Source organism: Paenibacillus phytorum (assembly GCF_013141715.1).
Lineage (GTDB): Bacteria > Bacillota > Bacilli > Paenibacillales > NBRC-103111 > Paenibacillus_E > Paenibacillus_E phytorum.
In genome coordinates this window covers 20,217-39,780 of the sequence record NZ_WHOA01000037.1, presented here as the reverse complement: position 1 = coordinate 39,780, position 19,564 = coordinate 20,217, and the positions used below count along the sequence as shown (strand labels likewise).

Genomic DNA, 19,564 nt, shown 5'->3' with positions numbered 1-19,564 from the left:
AGAGGATCTGGTCTAAATGTCTAAATTAAAATCCAACTTGATTGTAACCGGGATTTACATGGTTTTTGCCGTTTTGCTTATTGCGGTGATCTATCCAATCATTTGGGTTATCGGGACGTCGCTTAATCCGGGTGATGCCCTACTGGTAAGTAAGATGATTCCTGATGAGCCAACGATTGCACACTACCTTGATCTTATAAGGAACACTGATTTTGTGCTGTGGTATAAAAATACAATAAAGATCGCCATTTCGAATGCTGTAGTGTCGACAACTCTTGTTGCGGCGACGGCTTATGCATTCTCGAGATTTCGTTTCAAGGGCAGAAAACAAGGATTAATGACATTGTTGGTTCTTCAAATGTTTCCTGGCTTCTTATCCGTCATGGCGATTTTTGTTTTGTTATTACAGACGAAATTGTTGGATACCCATCTGGGTTTAATCCTCATTTATGCCGGAGGGTCCATTTCGATGGGGACATGGGTGATGAAGGGGCATTTCGATACCATACCTAAAAGTTTGGAAGAAGCCGCTTTTATCGATGGAGCAAGCAATACGGATGTGTTTTTTAAGATTATTTTTCCTTTATCGCTGCCGGCGATTACCTTTGTTGCGCTAAACAGTTTTATAACGCCGTTCATGGATTTTATCTTGCCGCAAATCGTTTTGAGATCATCGGCAAAAATGACTTTAGCGCAAGGATTATATAATATGGTGGCCAACGAAACGAATTCCAGCTTTACGCTATTTGCGGCAGGCGCTGTGCTTGTGGCATTGCCAATCACTGTTCTGTACATGTATTTCCAAAAATATTTAATTAACGGAATTACGACAGGTGCAGATAAAGGTTGATGGAGGAACGTAGATCATAGTTAAGGAGTCTGCCATGATATTTGAAGCCATTTACCATAGAGCTGCTGATTCTTATTGCTACGCCTATGATGACAACTTGATCCATATCAGGTTGCGGACAAAGAAAGACGATCTTCAGTTGGTGAAAGCCATCCACGGAGATAAGTATGATTGGGAACAAACGGTTCGTGAAAAGGCTCTATATAAAATGGCCAGCGATGAGCTTTTCGATTATTGGCAAGCGGAAATCTCCCCTGAGCATTTTAGGTTAAGATACGCATTTGAATTGGTTTCGGGCGAGCAAACATATTGGTATTCGGAAAGCGGCTTTTGCAAGGAGAAACCGAAGGACCCGCTGAAATTTTTCGATTATCCGTTTCTTTGGTCGAGTGAGGTTTTAAAGCCGCCGGGCTGGGTAAAGAAGGCCATCTTTTATCAGATTTTCCCTGAACGATTTGCCAACGGTGATCCGAGCAATGATCCGGCAAATGTTCGTCCTTGGGAGGATTCCAATCCGGGCCCACATGACTTCTATGGGGGAGATTTACAAGGCGTATTAGACCGCATCGACTACATTAGCTCCCTTGGCGTTAATGCCATTTATTTTACGCCTATCTTTGAAGCGAAGACCAATCATAAATACGATACGACGGATTATTTAAAAGTGGACCCGCATTTCGGTGACATCGAATTATTGAAGAAATTGGTAAATGCTTTTCATGACCGCGGCATCCGCGTAATTCTTGATGCAGTATTTAATCATAGCGGTTTTTGGTTTGCACCTTTTCAGGATGTTATAGCAAAAGGTCCTGACTCGGCTTATTGGGATTGGTTCCACATCAAAGAATATCCGCTTAAATATGAACCAAAGCCTTCCTATCATTGTTTTGCTTTCGAGTCCCATATGCCGAAGTTAAACACTTCGAATCCTGAAGTCCGGAAATACTTGCTGGGTGTTGCGCAATATTGGGTAAAAGAGTGTGACATTGATGGGTGGAGATTGGATGTTGCTAATGAAGTCGACCATGCATTTTGGCGGGAATTCCGCAAGGAGTTAAAAGCGATCAAGCCTGATTTCTATATTTTGGGTGAGATTTGGCACGATGCCATGCCATGGCTTCAAGGAGACCAGTTCGATGCGGTTATGAACTATCCGGCTACGGAAGCCATTATTGACTTCTTCGCAAAAGAAACTATCGATGCGCAGCAGTTCGCCTATCAGATCAATCGACTGTTACCCCAATATCCACAGCAGGTAAACGAAGCAGCCTTTAACATTCTGGGAAGTCACGATACGCCTAGATTGCTTACTGTTGCACGTGACGAAAAAAGGCTCATGCTCGCTGCTCTGTTTCAGTTTATTTTCCTCGGAGCGCCATGTATTTATTATGGAGACGAAGTGGGGATGAGGGGAGGCCAAGACCCCGATTGCAGGAGACCGATGATTTGGGACGTGGAAGAACAGAACCACGAACTGCTTGATTTTTATCAGAATTTAATTGCCTTCAGAAAAAATCATCTAGCCCTGCAAGATGGCTCATTTCGAATTGTTTATGCACAAAATCGTCAACTTGTCGTACAAAGGCAGAATGCCAGCGAACAACTCACCATTTGCTTTAATCATAGCGAAAAGTCGGCCACGTTGGACTTCGGATTTCAAACGGAATCATCGCCTAACATTCTCATGGGTAACGGGACATACAAAATGGCTGAACATCAGATTTCGGTAAGCTTACCTCCATTCGGCTGGCTCGTTGCAGCTGCATCGCTGTAAGTAATTGACAAAGCAAAAGCGATGTGTTTAAATCAACCTAAACGTTTAAGTAGGGTGGGTTTCTCATGAAAAAAGCAACAATAAAAGATATAGCTGGAGCGGCTGGCGTATCCATTGCCACAGTGTCTTACATTTTAAATGATGTCAAAACGCAGTCCATTTCCGATGAAACGCGCGTGAAAGTGCTGAAAATCGCACAACAGCTGAAATATGTGACAAACCGGACGGCTCAGTCGTTAAAAATTAAGAAAACAGGACTGATTGGCATCCTACTGTTTAAAGACAAAGATCAGAACGCATGGTCTGATTTGAAATATGTTAGAACCATATACAAGATTGAGCAATTATGCAGCAAGTTGGGCTACCATGTTCTTTTTATGCAAATCGACAGTACGGCACCTTCCTCCAAGATCATCATGGAAAGAAATTTGGACGGCGTATTCATCATCAATGTTGATAAAGAAAAGTTTTCGACGATATCCAATTATTTCGGTTTTGGTATCCCGATATTCGTCATCGACAGTCATATTGAAGACAATTTATTTCACAAAATCATGCCGAACTTTGAGCAAAGCTTTCGCGTATTGAATGAATTGTTCGCGGAATCCCCGCAATTTCTCATTATGGATGCTTACAACAATGAAGAACTGGTGGAGCACATTAAAGAAAAATCCAACATGGATGAAGATCGGATATATATTTACGAGAACAGAGAGAGTTTGAACACTTTCTTATCCAAATTTACCGATCGTCCTGGGGTTGTCATCAACGAGTTTTTGGCTAATGAAGTATACAAGACCCATAAGAAAACAGTTGCTATATGTACGTGCCATTACTCGGAAATTCTCCCTGAAGAAATGATGAAAATCCAGTTTGAATTAAATGATTATGAAGAAATCTTGCACAGTTTGGATCGTTACATGAATGAGCAGGATTACGTAAACCCTAATAAGTTTTTCTTATTGACAACCAAATTGTGACTTTTTTACAAGGAGAAATGCTTTGTGAATTCATCAAGGCTCATCGAGCTCAAAGATTTTTATTCCAAGACCCTTAATAATTACAGAAATATATTTGTTTATTTGCCTCTTAGTTACGATACAGATCTACAGAAGCGATATCCCGTCCTATACATGCATGATGGACAACATGTATTTTTTGAGGATCAAAAGGGTGAATCGTGGGAGGTTCATACTACGGTAGACAACCTGGTTTCGCAAGGAAAGATGCGAGAAATCATTGTTGTCGCGATTTCCCATGTTGAAGACGCCAGGATTGCGGAGTATATGCACGCGTCTCCTGACGGATACAATGTTTTTGATGTAATCAATCAAGGCGAACTTTACGAGACCTTTCTCGTTCGGGAAGTTAAACCTTTTATCGATCGGGCACTCCGAACTTTAACAGGAAAAGAACATACGGCTCTCATGGGGTCGTCTGCCGGTGGGCTTGTGTCTTATAATATGGGATTCCGTCAATCGGACACATTTGGAATGATCGGAGCCCTTTGTCCTTTCTTTGTCAGCACAGACCCAGGCACGATGGAAGAAAAATGGTTAAGTAACGTCTACACAGAAAAGAAGAACCTGAAGATTTGGATGGACGTAGGAGATTCTGAAGGCTTTACAGTCATGGAAAAGCATGTACGGTATGTCACAGATATTCTTGTAAGAGCTGGATATGTACTCGGAGACGATCTTATGTACTACCTTGCCGTCAATTCTGGTCACTCTCAAAAGGATTGGGCTGCAAGGGTTCACGCGCCGCTCATTTATTTTTTTGGGGAAATAGGGCAGCCTGTTCGGGTTGATCTACATGGCCCTGGGGTTGTTGGCCTGAATAGGCCTAAGGTAACATTGAATCCGGTGGTACACTTCGATAGCGGTTTTTTGATGACGGATTTAAACGCTCAATATGAAGTAGTTGATCCCGATTTATTGGAGGTTACAACGGACGGTAAACTAGTCCCTAAAAAAGAAGGGAAAACGACGGTCCAATATTTGAATGGCAACGTAACAGCCGCGTTGGATGTTACCGTTGTTCCCTATATTTCCGAAACGGCTACGGTTAAAGTCTTCGTTAAAGTGCCGGAATTCACGCCAAAAACAGATAAGCTATATGCAGGCTTAGAACTGCCGATGATTCGCGAAGGACTGTATGGCGGAACCTTTGAAGTGCCTAGGGACATGTCCTTTGAATTTCGTATTTCTCGCGGCCTAGGTCAGCATGAAGTAGATCGACAAGGTCGAGAGCTTCCTTATCGCCTATTTACAACGGATGATGGATTAGTTCTGAATTACGAAGTGGAGAATTGGATAGACATTGCAGCTGTGGCTAATAGAGGTGAGCAGGATGGACAGCAAATCAAGTATATTACGGATTGAAAATTTTTACTCCACACGTTTGGACAACAAAAGAGATATCTTTGTGTATCTTCCCCCCAGTTATCGATACGAAAAGGATAAGCATTATCCAGTATTGTATATGCATGATGGGCAAAATATTTTCCATCCTGCATTTAACGGCTACTCATGGCATGTAAACGAAACCGTGGATAGATTGATTCATAACCATACGATGGAAGAGATCATTGTTGTGGGCATTCCAAACATGGGAGCAGAGAGAGCCGATGAATTTACCCATGAGATGGAGGGGATCCTCCATCAATCCGATAAAGTTCTAATCAAGCCCAAAGGCCATTTATATGAAGCGTTTATTATTGAAGAGTTAAAACCATACGTGGATTCTGTGTTTCGAACCCTAACGGATCCTGATCATACGGCTTTAATGGGATCATCCAGAGGGGGGCAAGTCACTTATCATATCGGATTTCGCCGACCGGATATTTTTGGGAAGCTCGCCATCATTTCACCTTATTTTTACTGTGTGGACCCACTGACCTTAGAAGAAACGCCAGTTTATCATGCTTTCAGTAAGAAGCAGTCGATCTCCAAAATCTGGATCGATTTGGGAGGCTGTGAAGGCACCTTGGTGATGGAAAAGCATGTCCGTGAAGTTGCTGAGAAACTCTTGGATTTGGGGTATGAGGCAGATAACGAACTCATCTATTTCAATGATCCAGGAGCGGAGCATACGGAGAAAGACTGGGCACTCAGACTATCTTCTCCTCTCATTCACTTTTTTGGGAAAAAGGGTAAGGAATGTTCTCTGTCTTTACGCGGCAGCGAAGAGGTTGGTCTTACTGGCCCTCAAAGCAGGCTAAATCCGATTCTTGCCTTTGAAACCGGCTTTCAGATGTCCCTGCTAAGGACAACTTATGAAGTAAAAGATCATCGCATACTGGGTGTTCTGAATGATGGAACCATGATTCCGATAAAAGAAGGGGAAACATCGGTAACGATCAAATATCAGGACTTGGAAGCTACAAAATCAATTCGTGTGGTCAATGCTCAAAAAGAACGCGTGACCTTGGAAATGGTCGTTCATGTCCCGGCGAATACGCCTGAAGATATAAAGATCTATGCATGGTTTCCGTTAATGAATAATCGGGAAAATGGCACCTATTCCAATCAACTTCAAGTACCTCTTCATGCAGAATTTGTCTATCAAATCAGCAGGGAAGATGGATCCGTCGAAGTTGATCATACAGGGAAACATGTGCAGCGCATATATAAAGCCTTCTCGGATTCGAAAATTGAAATTAAAGTCGAACATTGGTCTTAGTATAGTGAAATAATCTTATCCATGTATACTTTACTTTTTATTTGGCAATAATATTGTTTATTGCGTTAAAAACGGAAAAGAAAGAAAACCTGTTTACCGGATAATGTTCGAATTATAAAATGTATCCATATTGGAATTAAAATTGAATGAAGTATTGCCTGCAATATGGTAATTTCTCTTTTCAGATAAGACGCAAGAAAGAAGAAGCTGAGATCATTGATCCAGCTTCTTTTTTATTTTTTTGGTGAAAATAAAGTCATTAGCTTCTGAACCAACAATTTTAACTTAGCAAAAAATTTTCAAGATATTTTTCTATTTCTTCAATTGAATTTATAGAGAATTTTTTACCTTTATAGTTTATAAAACCCTCATTTATGCACTCAGCTATTGAACGATTTAAACTTCTAATTGGTGCGCAGACCTCACTTGATAAAATTTGCTTTGTAAGGTGATCTAAATCACCAATTTTATAATGATTATGTAGACTTAATAAAATACGATCTTTAGCTGGAAGTAGTGATAACTGCGCCGCGGTATCTGAGCTTAAAACTAATTTTGAGGCAAGTTGTTTAATTAAGTAGAAATTAAAATTAAAATCGAGTTTCATCCATTCATAAACCTTTGTTTTATGGATAGTAATCGTTTCACAGTCTTCTTTGGCAATTACACCGAGTGTCTTAATGTTATCATTAAAAATTTCTATCTCCCCAAAACAACTATATGATTTGTAAATATACAAGGAAAGCATCGTTCCCACATAACTTTGCCTATACACTTCAGCTAAACCTGTAGTTAGGATATACAGATAATTATTTTGTTCATGTGGATGAAGGATAAGGCTGCCTTTCTTATGCTTTTTATAAATAAATTCTTTCTTAATATGCGTGGGTACTTCATTTACAATCTCTTTAAAATCCATCTTCTCACCTTCTTTTTCCTTTTGGTCATTTGACCTATTTTCATTGTAATTGGATTTATATAATGAGATCAAATACGAAATGGAGGTCTTTTATATGAGAAAATTAATTATTGACACAGACACTGGAAGTGATGATGCTGTTGCGTTAATTATGGCATTAAAATCAACGGATGTGAAAGTAGAGGCGATAACAACCATTTGTGGCAATGTCCCGCTTGAATTGGCAACGAAAAATGCACTTATGACAATCGAAGTTGCTAATGCTCAAAAACCACCTCTTTATGTTGGAGCAGCCAAACCGCTTATGCGTGATTTAGTTACTGCTGTCAATGTTCATGGTGAGGATGGTATGGGAGATTGTGATTTAATTCATCCTACTATTTTGCCAGAAACCAAGCACGCAGTAGATGCTATCCTTGATATTATTGAAAATAACCCTGGAGAAATCGAAATTGTAACCATCGGTCCTGTTACTAATATTGCACTTGCTATTTTAAAAGCACCTGAAACTATGAAAAAGGTAAAACATATTTACACCATGGGTACTTCTGGCTTTGGCCCTGGAAACACTACACCTGTTGCTGAATTTAATGTGTATGTAGATGCAGAGGCTTATCGAATTATGCTAAACTCAGGAATACCAATTACCATCATCGGATTTGATGTATGTCTAGGAGAAGCTGCTTTGAATAAGGACGATATGGATGTATTACTCTTAAGTGGTAAGAAAGAAGCTGAGTTCTCCGTAAAATGTAACCGTACCTTGCTTGAATATAATTTACAAAGAAGCAATGAACATATTGTTGACTTACCTGATGCTGTGGCAATGGGGGTTGTACTCTGGAAAGAAATTGTAGTTGAAGAAAAATTGTGTTACTGCTATGTATGCACAACAGAAGAGGCTGCCTATGGTCAAGTGATTGTAAATGACGGTAGTAAACTTGCCATATCAGATGGCTTTGCAGGTCATGCCCCTAATGCTAAAGTTTGCAAAACGATTAATAATCCATTATTTAAAGACAAATTAATTAGATTACTTGTGCAATAGTCATGTCTATCAAATATGTACATTGTTTTATTTATAAAGATAATCAATTTTTGATGCTGAGAAGGAACAACCCTCCCTTTAAAAATATGTGGAATTGCGTGGGAGGCAAGATTATGCTTGATGAAACTCCTCGAGATGCGGTCATTCGTGAAGTCAAAGAGGAAACTGGACTGACCCTTCAATCTGTTCATTTCAAAGGGATTGCCACTTGGAATCAAGCTGGTGGCATGTACATTTTTCTCGCTGAGCAATTTATTGGGGATTTAATTGAATGCAATGAAGGAACACTCGATTGGAAAAGCAAGGAGTGGATCATGCAGTCGCCAGATGTGGTTAGTAGCATACCGACAATCTTGGAAGATGTGCTTACGATGGATGTACCTGTAGAATTTGCTCTTTTTTACACGGGAGTGGAGTATGAAGGAGATATATGGGAATATGTGATTTTGAAAGCTGAATTAGGAGATAATATATGAATATAACTATTAGAAAAGAATTACCCGAGGATTATAAAAGTACTGAAAAAGTAGTAATGAGTGCATTTGCTAATATGGCATTCAGTGATAAGAAAGAACATGAATTGGTGTCTCGAATCAGGAAATCCGATGTATTCATCCCCGAATTATCATTAGTAGCCATTAATAAAGATAATGACGAAATCATTGGACATGTTCTTTTATCTAAAATAAAAATTATCGATGATAATGAATCGGCAGAATCACTTGCTCTTGCACCTGTTTCTGTCCTACCAGATAATCAAAATAAAGGCATAGGAAAGCTGTTAATTCTCGAAGCATTACAAAAAGCAAAAGAACTTGGATACAGTTCTGTTGTTGTGATGGGGCATCCAGAATATTATCCGAGGTTTGGTTTCAAAAAGGCATCTTTATGGGGAATAAAAGCACCTTTTGAAGGTTCAGAAGAAGCATTTATGGCATTAGAGTTACGTGAAAGTACGCTCGATAATGTTTCAGGAGTTGTTGAATATCCGAGCGTATTCTTCGAATAAGCAGATAAATAGCGGAAGAGAAGCTGCCTTGGCGGCTCCTCTTTTTGTTCATTCAAGTATTGGGAGCTTGCGTGAAAGATCTTTGGCTTGTTTATCCCGTTCTTTTCTTTTTTACGTTTCAGCACGAAATTTGGTCCCATCATCACGGAAGTAATATGCGATTTCATCTGTTCTTGTGCTCAATCTTACGGATTTATTCGTAAACTTTTCGATGATTCCGCGATCTACTTCGCGGTAAACACCGTCGGCATCCGTCTGCCACACAGAAACCGGAGTTTGTGATAATGCTGCGGTAAATAGATCTGCATCGGATTCCAGCATCTTAGGCACTAGCGTCGACCTCACCTTCGGATAGGTCAATTGCGACCAGCTTTATACAAAATAATACTTGCGTATATGTAATAGCTTATCATGTAATAACGGCGGTTATGTTAAAATAACAACATAGACTATTCTCATGAAAGTTTTGTTTGGAGTTGAAAATTAATGTACTTGAGAAGCCTTGAGATTCTGAGGAATGATCATACGGATCCGAAAACTTATCCATTTTCTATACCTGCTGTGAAATCTTTAAAGTCACTATCTTTTCGAACGAATGTCACCTTTCTTGTTGGGGAGAATGGTTCGGGTAAATCAACGCTCCTTGAAGCAATTGCTTATCAAAGCGGGTTTAATACAGCTGGCGGAGGGAAGAACAACTATTATGATGTGGAGGCTTCACATTCCATTCTGGGGGATCATATTCGTCTTTCATGGATGCCAAAAATCACGAATGGCTTTTTCCTGAGAGCAGAGACTTTTTATCACTTTGCCTCCCATTTGGATACTTTGCCCGAAAGCCTGCAGTATTACGGTGGTCGTTCTTTACATGAGCAATCGCATGGTGAAGCGTTTCTTTCTCTTTTTAAACATCGTTTTGGAAAAAAGGCGATTTACCTTCTCGATGAACCTGAGGCGGCTTTATCCCCTGCAAGGCAATTGGCATTAATGCGGGTTATCAAGGATTTAGAGAAAGAAGCTCAGTTCATCATTGCAACGCATTCTCCGATACTTCTCGGATTTCCAGATGCACAGATTATTAACTTTGATGTTCATCCCATAGAGGAAATTAGATATGAGGACACGCTGCATTACATTATCACAAGACGGTTTCTTGAAAACAGAAAGATGGTCTTGCAGGAGCTATTTTCCGATTCCGATGATAACAATTAACGGAAAAATTAATTAACAGGAGCTGCTATGAAGCGGCTTCTTTTTTATTTCTCGTTTAAGTACGGGCATTTTAATACTAAAAAACGAAGTGGGAAGGAATAATAACCATAACAAATTGTGGAGGGACAAAGTGAAGCAAATGATTGTGGCTTGCGCGTACCTTCACTCCAATAACGGGCATATTAAATATTAGGGAATTTAATTGGAGTTAATGGATAAAAATAATCAATAAAACAAGGGAGTATAACTATGAATTCAAACCATGTACCATTGACGTCATCGGAAATAGGAAACTTGTGGATGGCTTATCAAGAAAAAACAATGTTATTGAGGTTTTTAGAGTATTTCCTTGAGCATGTAGAAAATGAAGAAGTTCAACAAATCTTAAAGTCAACTTACGATTTATCGGAACAAATTGTAGAATCCATTAAAAATATTTTCCAACAAGAAGGAGCAGTTATTCCACTTGGCTTTACAGTGAACGACGTTAATAAAGGAGTTCCTAAGTTATTTGATTATCTGTATGAACCCATGTTTTTACATATGATAAGCAAGATTGAAGCTAGTCTTTTTGCATTGTACTCAACAATGTCCTACCGTAAAGATATAAGACAACTATTTAAGCAATTAACAGCAAACGCACAAGAAATGTATGACCAATGTGCACAATTTCTTTTAGATAAAGGAGTACTTGTCCGCCCGCCTTTTATGACAATGCCCAAAGAAATTTTCTTTATTAAGGATAAAAATTATTTATCAGGGTTTAATTTGCTTAGGGAAAAAAGATCATTAAATGCCATTGAAATTTCTCTTATCCATCATGCCATTGAGGCCAACCTTACAGGCATGCAATTAATGATTGGTTTCGCCCAAGTAGCTAATGATACGAAAGTAAAAGAATATTTTGTTGAAGGTATGAAATTGTCAAAGGAAGTTGAAACAACACTAGGTGAATATTTACGTCAGGATTATATAGAGCCGCCTGCTACTCATGCAGGGAAAGCGACGAATTCTACGGTTGCTCCATTTTCGGATAAGTTAATGATGTATATCACTAACTTGTTAGGATCATTTAGTATTGGGAGCAATGCACTTGGTGGAGCTTTTAGTTTGCGAAGTGATTTGCTGGTGACGATGGCTCGACTTACTCAGAAAATTTTACCCTTTGTCAAAGACGGTGGAGAATTAATGATCAAACACGGTTGGATGGAGGAACCACCACAAGTAGAAGACAGAAAACAACTAACTAAAACATGATGCTAACGAACATATGTAAGCTGCCGCAATTTATTGGGCAGCTTATTTTTGCTAACGGACAATTTAAGCACTATAAACATTCTATTTGGGATTGATTGTTAATTCAGCAATTTGAGGAGGCATAATGTCCTGATTAGAGATGTAGATGTAGTGGCAGGGGTTTATCAATCGGTTATGTTTCTCATATAATATTCAATAATATCTTTCCGGCGAATAATTCCTATGAAAATATTTTCGTCATCTACAACTGGAACAAAATTTTGATCGGCTGCTAGCGCCAGCATATCTTCCATGTATGCATTAATTGAAACGGACTCATTGTGAATATGCTTCTCGATTTCGCTCACTGGCACTTGATGGATATTATCAAAATGAATCCCAGGTGTATTCTTTAACGTCCATAACAGGTCACCTTCCGACAATGTACCTGCATATTTCCCGTCACTATCAACAAGGGGAAGTGCTGTGTAATAGTGATTTTCTAATTGTTCTAACGCTTCCTGCATGGAAGCTGATGATTTGATAAAGGCGACCTTGTCTTTGGGTAATAGAAAAGAGGCTATTTTCATGGTTATAAACTCCTTTTCTCTGAAATTTCAATTAATTATATGTTAATTAAAACATAAATGTCTTAAAAAGGCATTGAAAGATGTTTCCATTTAATCAGGAGACACCAGTTTCTTAATAAATGATTTCATCCAAAACTTGCGTTAGCCTAACCAGATCCTCCCTAATATCCCGGCAAGACCTACTGATCATACTCAACTCTCTCCAGCCTTCCTCTATCTCGGCAATCATCAAGTCAATATCTCCAATAGTGATCTTTCTTTCGTCCATATTGGTCAGCATTCGATGCTCCTTTAATCATGATAATTGTTTCAATATTATAAGTTTCGTTATGTTGTTCACGAATGAGGGTGTAGAAGATAGTCGAATTATGAACGGCAGCTAAACGGACAAATTGTGATTGCATGTCAAGAAATATTGGAGTTCATGCCGGCGTACCATCGAGCTCCTAAAGTGTTTGACTTTGGCTTCTGAAACCCATATTGTGGAATCGGAAGCATAAAGAGATGGATGTAGCTGAATCAGAGACGCATCACGAGGATTTGCAGCATCATGACGGTTTTGTTTTATTTGAGAATATTGTTGATCGAGGGAAAATGAACGATTGTTCTACCTCACTTTTCAGTTGTACAGTTGTATCGCAGGAGAATTTTAGTTCTTCTGTTCAACTACAAATATTCGAATTCAATTTTAGGGGAGAGATAAGATTGTCTAAACATTGGCAAGCACGTTGGATAACGGATACCCCGTTTAGATCGATGGAACCATTGAATCTATTTCATAAAGAAATGGATGCAGCTGAATCAGAGACGCATAGCGAGGATTTGCAGCATCATCATTGGCTTGTGAGGACCACATTTAATCTGGAGTCTACTGATCCTGTTTCCTTATATATGGACATCACAGCGGACGATTACTACAAGCTGTACCTAAACGGCCGGTTTGTTGCTCAGGGGCCGGCTCAAAACGATGCCGGCCACTACTATTATAATCGGATCGAGGTTGGTTCCTTTCTCCAAGCGGGGAACAATGTCATCGCTGTCCATGTATATTACCAAGGACTAGTTAATCGGGCATATAACAGCGGCGATTACAGGCAGGGGCTTATCGCAGAGCTGACGTCGGGCGACCGTGTTTTCGTAAAAACCGATGAGACTTGGCGAGCTAAACGGGCAGAAGATTTCCTGAAAGGGGAGACTTTTGGCTATTTGACACAATTTGCCGAGCATATCGATGCCAGAAAGTCGGAAAAAGGCTGGAAGGATCTTTCCTTTGATGACTCCGCTTGGCTTCCCGTCCAGACGAACGATCAAGCGGACTATACGCTTGTAGAGCAGCCGACACCGGTATTATCGGTTTATGAGAAGAAACCGCATAGCGTAGAAAGAAAGGCTCCCGGTCATTACTTGATTGATTTTGGAGAGGAAATCACTGGCCAGTTTACAATGGATGCAGAAGGGGAAGCAGGCGCAGAAATCGAAATCCGCTGCGGCGAAGAACTGGAAGAAGATGGACAAGCGGTCAGATTTAACATGCGCTGCAACTGTACTTATCAAGATCGCTGGACGCTATCCGGGGATAAAGATAAATTGGACCTTTACGATTACAAAGGCTTTCGATACGTGGAAGTGTTCGGCCCTGAACAAGCGATTCGTCCGGATTCGTTCCAAGCGATCGTCAGACACTATCCTTTGGATGAAGAAAGCTGCCGTTTTCAAAGCTCGGATGACTTGATGAACCGAATTTTTCAAATATGTAAAAATGGCGTCAAATATGGTTCCCAAGAAAACTTTGTAGACTGTCCGACCCGGGAGAAAGGACAATATTTGGGCGATAATACGGTGATCGGGCATGCTCACATGCTCCTCAGCGGCGATTTACGATTGTATAAGAAGGCAATTGAGCAATTTGCTCTTAGTTCCTCTACGTGCCCGGGTCTCATGTCAGTCGTTCCAGGGAACTTTATGCAGGAGATTGCTGACTTTTCACTTCAGTGGCCGCTGCAGCTGCTGGAATATTATCGATACAGCGGGGATCTCACCTTTTTGCGGGACATGTATCCTTATGCGGAGGAACTGCTCCGTCATTTTCAAGCCTACGATCGAGGAGACGGTTTGTTACACGAAATCACCGACAAATGGAATTTGGTTGATTGGCCGAAGGAACTGCGCGATGAATACGATTTTGAGCTAACGAAGCCGATAGGTCCCGGTTGCCATAACGTGGTTAATGCGTTTTATCTTGGCTGCACCCAAGCAGTGAATGAGATACGTGATTTGCTTGGGATTTCTTACGAGGATGATCTTTCACGGCTAAAAAAACGCTTCATCGAAGTTTTTTATGATCCGACCTACCGTTTATTTACAGATGCAGAGGGAAGCAGTCATCATGCACTGCATGCCAATGTGCTGCCATTGCTTTTTAATCTGGCTCCGGAGGAATCCATTCCATCTATCGTAGATCAAATTCGCGAGAAAAGATTTTCGTGCGGCGTGTACTTTTCCTATTTTGTCTTAAAAGCTTTGGCGAGGGTTGGAGAACATTCGTTGATATATGAGCTTATGAGCTCAGAAGAAGAACATTCATGGGGAAATATGCTGAAAGAAGGCGCTACGACTTGTTTTGAGGCCTGGGGGAAAGAACAGAAATGGAATACCAGTCTTTGTCACCCTTGGGCAAGTGCTCCGGTACCCTTGCTGATCGAGGAAATCATCGGACTGAAACCTTCCAAACCGGGGTGGGAGGAAATTTCATTTTCACCAAAAATTCCGGCACAATGGGAGCATTTTACGCTGGAAGTCCGCGTCCCTTCTGGAATGATTCGCCTTGCATACAACCATGGACAGTGGGCCCACGATTTTCCGCAACATGTACAGGTGATCCGACACTGACCATAAAAAATATTTGTGAAAAAGGAGAGTAAACGATGATAAAGAATATCTCGCTGAACAAGACATGGTTTCGTCGTCTCCTTTTTTCCTATGTAACGATTTTCCTTTTTATCGTGCCTCTCCTCATGTTTATCCTGTTGATGGCATTCAGTGAATTGTCGCGAAAAACCGCAATCGAATCGAATAAAATTTTCACCAAGCAAGTGCTCCAATCCGTAGACAATCAAATGAAGTTGATCGATAACACGATCACGAATGAAATCGCCAGCGATGATACGCTATTGGGTTTTTTTAATCCTGCCTTGCAGAACGATCGATATTATTCGGGCTATTTGTCGTCTGTAAAAGTGAAAAGTCTAATGGCAACGATGCCTCTCATCGATTCAATCTATTTATACAGGCTATCGGACGATACGGTGCAGACGCCATACTCCGTTTCCAAGCTAGCTGCATTTAACGATAAACAATTGATTGTGGAAGCATTGAAGCAATCCGGGCTAAATCATCAATGGACAAATGTGCGGAAAGGTTACACGGAGCAAGGCGAACCTTCCGAATTCGTATCGTTAGTGCGATATGTCCCATTGAATTCCGGTAATGACGGTCTAATCGTTGTCAATGTGCAGCTTCAAGCGATTGCCCATTTTGTTCAAACACTGACGCCGGAAAATTCCAATCATCTCAGTCTTTATGACCGCGAGGGTACGTCTATTTATGGTGATATTCATGGAGACGATTCCCTAATGACGGAGATGCACTCCGATTATTCCGAATGGGCTATTTCCAGCAGTGTGGCGAATGGTAATTTGTTTCGTCTTGTCTCTGCCATATCCAAATATTGGATATTCGTTTGTGCTATTTTCTTTAGTATTGGTGTTTTATGGATTGTTGTGGTTACCCGACGGAACTATAAGCCTGTAGAAACGATCATACAGCGTATCCAATTATTCTCTCAGCAAAAAAGCGCCGAACTGTTCCGTAAAGGCAATCAAGATGAATTTAAGTTCATCGATACCGCCTTGGTGAATTTGATGGAGCAGTCAAATGCCTATCAGAAGCAGCACGAGGAAGATTTGATGTTTAAGCGAAAGCATTTCTTTTTCGAATGGATTGAAGGGAATCGTCCCTTGAAGTATGAAGAGTGGCAGCAGGAGATGGAGAGCCTCGGAATGGCTTGCGATTTTGACTCGCTATGTGTTAGTGTGCTCGAAATTAATAAATACAGTAAATTCGCCAGTCTATATTCCGATCATGATCAAAATTTACTTAAATTCGTTTTGTGTAGCGTAGTAAAGGAAATCGCAATTGGCCGAAATGTAACCGTATGGACCGAGTGGACGTCCAAGGATCAATTGACTTTGCTGCACTTGGTCCAGAACGTATCGCCCGATAGTAAGCCCGAGCAGATCGCGAGTGATATAGCGAATGACATGATGCAATGGGTGAAGACCAACCTTGATTTCAATATTACGATGGGCATAGGTTCAGGAGTCGATCGCATAGAGCTTGTACATTACGCATACGTCGAAGCCTTGGAAGCACTTCAATACAAACCTTCACTAGGTGAGGATAGTGTGATCTGTTATTGGCAGATTAAGCCCGAGGGCAGGCAGCAGTCGCTCGATCTGCTCGAATATATCCGTGAGATTGCCTTTTCATTACGAACGGGGGAAGGCGATTGGCAGGGCAGCTTCGCACAACTTTTCGATGGCATTCGAGCCGGTCTGTATGCGCGTAAGGAATTGGACAACTTAATGAGCTACATGATATTTTTTCTTGATAAGGAGTTTACGGACCTACCAGCGGATGTGCAAAAAATATGGGCAAACGGCGTGCAGGATAAACTGCAAAAAGCGGTAGACGACTGGGACACCGTGGACGAACTACAGCAAATGTTGAGAAGTGTTCTTAAGGAAACAACAGAAGCCATGGCGACGTTGCGTGAAATGAGCAGCAATCATATGCTTATCCGCAAAATTAAATTGTATATGGAGGAACATTACCAGAATCCGGATCTATCATTGCTTCATTTAAGTGATGTGTTCCATGTGCATATGAAAAGCATTAGCCGTACGTTTAAGGAAGAAATTGGTGAGAATTTTATTGATTATTTGACGCGAATTCGTACGGAACACGCGAAAGAGCTTTTGGTTCAAACCGAACATTCCATACAAGAGATTACGGTCAGAATCGGATATCTGCATCCGAACACGTTCATTCGATCATTCAAAAAGCTAGTTGGTCAGACACCAGGAGACTTTCGTAAGACCGCTCATATGAAGCCATAAAGATGAACTTTGTTGATTGCTGTTTTTTTGTTGATTCATAGGATTTGGATAGCCATAGAATCGGATTCACTGGAGAAAAAGCCAGGGATGACGGTTCTTTTTTTATTTGAGAATATTGTTGATCAAGGGAAAATGAACGATTGTTCTACCTCACCTTTCAGTTGTACAGTTGGATCGCAGGATACAACAACGAAAGAGGGAGCTATATGAAAGCTATAGACCGAAGGGGAATCGACATGAAGAGATTAAGGGAGAATATTCCACTGCTCCTGATGTTCATACCCGTTATTTTATTTTACTTAATCTTCAAATACGCGCCAATGGCCGGACTGATCATTGCTTTTAAAGATTACAACTTTTTTGATGGGGTATTTCACAGTCCTTGGGTTGGATTTGAAAATTTTCAAAAGCTGTTCAATAACGAAAATTCGTTAAAAATTATCCGAAACACGCTTCTACTTAGCAGTCTAAATATATTCGTGGGGTTTCCGTTTCCGATTCTATTAGCTATTCTTTTGAACGAAGTGAGAAAAATGTGGTTCAAGAAGATCGTTCAAACGCTCGTGTATTTACCTTATTTTTATTCATGGGTTATTGTCGGCGGGATCGTCTTTAGTATTTTTGGAATCGAAGGAAGCTGGTTAAGTCATTGGATGACCCTTTTTAACTTTGAACCATTTCCGTTCTTATACAATATTAAATCATGGGTCACCATCTTTGTCGGTGCAGGAATATGGAAAGATATGGGTTTTAATGCCATCATCTATATGGCGGCAATGACGACAATCGACCCGTCGCTTTACGAATCAGCAAGTATGGATGGTGCCAATAAATGGAAACAGATTATTCATATTACGATTCCCGGAATTGCGCCGACCATCATTTTACTCTTTATTCTTTCTATGGGGCGCGTGATGGAAGTGGGATTCGACCCCATTTACGTCTTACAAAATGCTGCGGTGAACGACGTTTCCGATGTCATCAGCACGTATATTTATCGCGTTGGACTGCAAGGCGCGCAATTTAGCTTAACTACAGCAATGGGCATGTTTGAATCAGTCGTTGCTTTAATTCTACTGCTCTCTGTCAATTGGATTGCGCGTCGTTTTCAGAAGGGTCTATTTTAGAAAGGAGGAATCGAGATGCGTGCATCCAGTGGAGATAAAATCTTCTACATCACGAACTATATTGTATTAGCCTTAATTGCCTGCTCAAGCTTGTTTCCACTTCTTCATTTGATTGCGCTTTCCATTAGTAGTTCGTCCGCCATCGAAACAGGGAAAGTAAATCTATTGCCCATCGGCTTCACCTTGGATACGTTTAATGTTTTGATCAAGGGAACACCGGTCGTCCGATCGTTCAGCAACAGTGCTTTGATCACGTTCGTAGGTGTTGCGTTATGTATGCTCACCACCATTATGGCCGCATATCCTTTATCGCGTCCCAACTTTTATGCGCGACGTTTCTTTACGCTTTCGATGATCTTTACGATGATCTTTACGGGAGGCATTATCCCTTCTTTCCTGGTTATTCAAAGCTTGGGACTGGTTAACTCCTATTGGGCTCTTTGGTTGCCTGGTTTAGTAAGTACGTATAACATGTTGCTTTTACGCAGTTACTTCGAGAACATCCCGCCTGAAATTGACGATGCGGCGCGAATGGATGGCTGCAGTGAAGTACGTCTTCTACTTCAAGTTGTATTGCCCATTTCTCTGCCTGTTCTCGCAACATTAACGCTTTTTTATGGTGTTGCGTACTGGAATATTTTTATGAGTATGCTGATTTACATCAACGATACCGATAAGCACAACTTAACCGTGCTTGTGCAGAAAATGATTCAAAGCCAGAGCGTGCTGCAGCAAACCATGATGGTGCTGCCTGACGATCAGGTTCATGTGGTGGAAGAAGGAATTAAGGCTGCAGGCGTGATCGTCATGATTACCCCGATGTTGGTCGTTTATCCATTTTTGCAAAAATACTTTGTCAAAGGCGTTATGCTTGGTTCCGTGAAAGGCTAAGTGAAGCATGAGGGCGATAAGGAGGTGGTGTTACAAAGAGAAATATG

The 19,564-nt window shown here is 40.7% G+C and carries 18 protein-coding genes; 14 read left to right on the top strand and 4 right to left on the bottom strand.

What is annotated here, in order from left to right:
- Window positions 1–16: 16 nt before the first annotated feature.
- The 5 genes from GC098_RS05990 to GC098_RS05970 all read left to right on the top strand — a co-directional run bounded on the left by GC098_RS05990 (window position 17) and on the right by GC098_RS05970 (window position 6,308).
- Window positions 17–850 carry a sugar ABC transporter permease gene (locus GC098_RS05990; RefSeq protein WP_171641899.1) on the top strand — a complete coding sequence of 278 codons (834 nt, stop codon included), beginning with the start codon at window positions 17–19 and terminating at the stop codon, window positions 848–850.
- A gap of 34 nt (window positions 851–884) precedes the next feature.
- A complete protein-coding gene (locus GC098_RS05985) occupies window positions 885–2,624 on the top strand; it encodes a glycoside hydrolase family 13 protein (RefSeq protein WP_171641897.1) in 1,740 nt (579 codons plus the stop codon).
- Between the two features lie 65 nt (window positions 2,625–2,689).
- Complete coding sequence (locus tag GC098_RS05980; protein ID WP_171641895.1) at window positions 2,690–3,604, top strand: LacI family DNA-binding transcriptional regulator; 915 nt, start codon at window positions 2,690–2,692, stop codon at window positions 3,602–3,604.
- 24 nt (window positions 3,605–3,628) lie between these two features.
- The gene (locus GC098_RS05975) at window positions 3,629–5,008 is read left to right on the top strand and encodes an alpha/beta hydrolase (RefSeq protein WP_171641893.1); all 1,380 of its coding nucleotides are present in this window, start codon (window positions 3,629–3,631) and stop codon (window positions 5,006–5,008) included.
- Entirely contained in the window at window positions 4,977–6,308 is a 1,332-nt protein-coding gene (locus tag GC098_RS05970) for an alpha/beta hydrolase (protein ID WP_171641892.1), read from the top strand. The genes GC098_RS05975 and GC098_RS05970 overlap by 32 nt, the downstream gene beginning before the upstream one ends.
- A 280-nt stretch (window positions 6,309–6,588) precedes the next feature.
- Here the strand turns inward: GC098_RS05970 and GC098_RS05965 are convergent, their stop codons facing one another.
- Window positions 6,589–7,227, bottom strand: coding sequence for a Crp/Fnr family transcriptional regulator (locus GC098_RS05965; protein ID WP_171641889.1), 639 nt, complete (start codon window positions 7,225–7,227; stop codon window positions 6,589–6,591).
- A gap of 94 nt (window positions 7,228–7,321) precedes the next feature.
- Between GC098_RS05965 and GC098_RS05960 the strand changes: the two genes are divergently transcribed.
- From GC098_RS05960 to GC098_RS05950, 3 genes are read left to right on the top strand one after another with little or no spacing between them, the layout of a single operon-like run.
- On the top strand, window positions 7,322–8,275 hold the full coding sequence (locus GC098_RS05960) for a nucleoside hydrolase (protein WP_171641887.1): 954 nt from the start codon (window positions 7,322–7,324) through the stop codon (window positions 8,273–8,275).
- 2 nt (window positions 8,276–8,277) lie between these two features.
- Complete coding sequence (locus GC098_RS05955) at window positions 8,278–8,751, top strand: NUDIX hydrolase (protein WP_171641885.1); 474 nt, start codon at window positions 8,278–8,280, stop codon at window positions 8,749–8,751.
- Window positions 8,748–9,284, top strand: coding sequence for a GNAT family N-acetyltransferase (locus tag GC098_RS05950; protein WP_171641883.1), 537 nt, complete (start codon window positions 8,748–8,750; stop codon window positions 9,282–9,284). Before GC098_RS05955 ends, GC098_RS05950 begins: the two co-directional genes overlap by 4 nt.
- A 111-nt stretch (window positions 9,285–9,395) precedes the next feature.
- Here GC098_RS05950 and GC098_RS05945 read toward each other — a convergent pair whose 3' ends face one another.
- Window positions 9,396–9,644, bottom strand: coding sequence for a hypothetical protein (locus tag GC098_RS05945; protein WP_171641881.1), 249 nt, complete (start codon window positions 9,642–9,644; stop codon window positions 9,396–9,398).
- A gap of 126 nt (window positions 9,645–9,770) precedes the next feature.
- Here GC098_RS05945 and GC098_RS05940 point away from each other — a divergent pair, with 126 nt between their 5' ends.
- Both GC098_RS05940 and GC098_RS05935 read left to right on the top strand, forming a co-directional pair.
- Window positions 9,771–10,496 carry an AAA family ATPase gene (locus GC098_RS05940; protein WP_171641879.1) on the top strand — a complete coding sequence of 242 codons (726 nt, stop codon included), beginning with the start codon at window positions 9,771–9,773 and terminating at the stop codon, window positions 10,494–10,496.
- Window positions 10,497–10,745: 249 nt separating this feature from the next.
- Window positions 10,746–11,753 carry a DUF3231 family protein gene (locus GC098_RS05935; RefSeq protein ID WP_171641877.1) on the top strand — a complete coding sequence of 336 codons (1,008 nt, stop codon included), beginning with the start codon at window positions 10,746–10,748 and terminating at the stop codon, window positions 11,751–11,753.
- 164 nt (window positions 11,754–11,917) lie between these two features.
- On the opposite strand, the gene GC098_RS05930 is transcribed toward GC098_RS05935, so the two are convergent.
- Both GC098_RS05930 and GC098_RS05925 read right to left on the bottom strand, forming a co-directional pair.
- Window positions 11,918–12,322, bottom strand: coding sequence for a CBS domain-containing protein (locus GC098_RS05930; protein WP_171641875.1), 405 nt, complete (start codon window positions 12,320–12,322; stop codon window positions 11,918–11,920).
- A 112-nt stretch (window positions 12,323–12,434) separates the two neighbouring features.
- A complete protein-coding gene (locus GC098_RS05925; protein ID WP_171641874.1) occupies window positions 12,435–12,590 on the bottom strand; it encodes an SH3 domain-containing protein in 156 nt (51 codons plus the stop codon).
- Between the two features lie 437 nt (window positions 12,591–13,027).
- On the opposite strand from GC098_RS05925, the gene GC098_RS05920 reads away from it, so the two are divergent.
- The 4 genes from GC098_RS05920 to GC098_RS05905 all read left to right on the top strand — a co-directional run bounded on the left by GC098_RS05920 (window position 13,028) and on the right by GC098_RS05905 (window position 19,517).
- Window positions 13,028–15,211, top strand: a complete 2,184-nt coding sequence (locus tag GC098_RS05920) for a family 78 glycoside hydrolase catalytic domain (protein WP_171641872.1) — start codon at window positions 13,028–13,030, stop codon at window positions 15,209–15,211.
- A gap of 35 nt (window positions 15,212–15,246) precedes the next feature.
- Window positions 15,247–17,499 (top strand): AraC family transcriptional regulator, encoded by a 2,253-nt coding sequence (locus tag GC098_RS05915; protein WP_171641870.1) that lies wholly within the window; start codon window positions 15,247–15,249, stop codon window positions 17,497–17,499.
- Between the two features lie 236 nt (window positions 17,500–17,735).
- On the top strand, window positions 17,736–18,626 hold the full coding sequence (locus GC098_RS05910; RefSeq protein WP_171641868.1) for an ABC transporter permease: 891 nt from the start codon (window positions 17,736–17,738) through the stop codon (window positions 18,624–18,626).
- Window positions 18,627–18,641: 15 nt separating this feature from the next.
- Entirely contained in the window at window positions 18,642–19,517 is an 876-nt protein-coding gene (locus tag GC098_RS05905; RefSeq protein WP_171641866.1) for a carbohydrate ABC transporter permease, read from the top strand.
- Window positions 19,518–19,564 lie beyond the last annotated feature (47 nt).

Bases quoted from the DNA above. Each gene is read 5' to 3' on its own strand.
- GC098_RS05990 (WP_171641899.1), top strand. From the start codon at position 17: ATGTCTAAATTAAAATCCAACTTGATTGTAACCGGGATTTACATGGTT.
- GC098_RS05985 (WP_171641897.1), top strand. From the start codon at position 885: ATGATATTTGAAGCCATTTACCATAGAGCTGCTGATTCTTATTGCTAC.
- GC098_RS05980 (WP_171641895.1), top strand. From the start codon at position 2,690: ATGAAAAAAGCAACAATAAAAGATATAGCTGGAGCGGCTGGCGTATCC.
- GC098_RS05970 (WP_171641892.1), top strand. From the start codon at position 4,977: ATGGACAGCAAATCAAGTATATTACGGATTGAAAATTTTTACTCCACA.
- GC098_RS05965 (WP_171641889.1), bottom strand. From the start codon at position 7,227: ATGGATTTTAAAGAGATTGTAAATGAAGTACCCACGCATATTAAGAAA.
- GC098_RS05960 (WP_171641887.1), top strand. From the start codon at position 7,322: ATGAGAAAATTAATTATTGACACAGACACTGGAAGTGATGATGCTGTT.
- GC098_RS05955 (WP_171641885.1), top strand. From the start codon at position 8,278: ATGTCTATCAAATATGTACATTGTTTTATTTATAAAGATAATCAATTT.
- GC098_RS05950 (WP_171641883.1), top strand. From the start codon at position 8,748: ATGAATATAACTATTAGAAAAGAATTACCCGAGGATTATAAAAGTACT.
- GC098_RS05940 (WP_171641879.1), top strand. From the start codon at position 9,771: ATGTACTTGAGAAGCCTTGAGATTCTGAGGAATGATCATACGGATCCG.
- GC098_RS05935 (WP_171641877.1), top strand. From the start codon at position 10,746: ATGAATTCAAACCATGTACCATTGACGTCATCGGAAATAGGAAACTTG.
- GC098_RS05930 (WP_171641875.1), bottom strand. From the start codon at position 12,322: ATGAAAATAGCCTCTTTTCTATTACCCAAAGACAAGGTCGCCTTTATC.
- GC098_RS05925 (WP_171641874.1), bottom strand. From the start codon at position 12,590: ATGGACGAAAGAAAGATCACTATTGGAGATATTGACTTGATGATTGCC.
- GC098_RS05915 (WP_171641870.1), top strand. From the start codon at position 15,247: ATGATAAAGAATATCTCGCTGAACAAGACATGGTTTCGTCGTCTCCTT.
- GC098_RS05910 (WP_171641868.1), top strand. From the start codon at position 17,736: ATGAAGAGATTAAGGGAGAATATTCCACTGCTCCTGATGTTCATACCC.
- GC098_RS05905 (WP_171641866.1), top strand. From the start codon at position 18,642: ATGCGTGCATCCAGTGGAGATAAAATCTTCTACATCACGAACTATATT.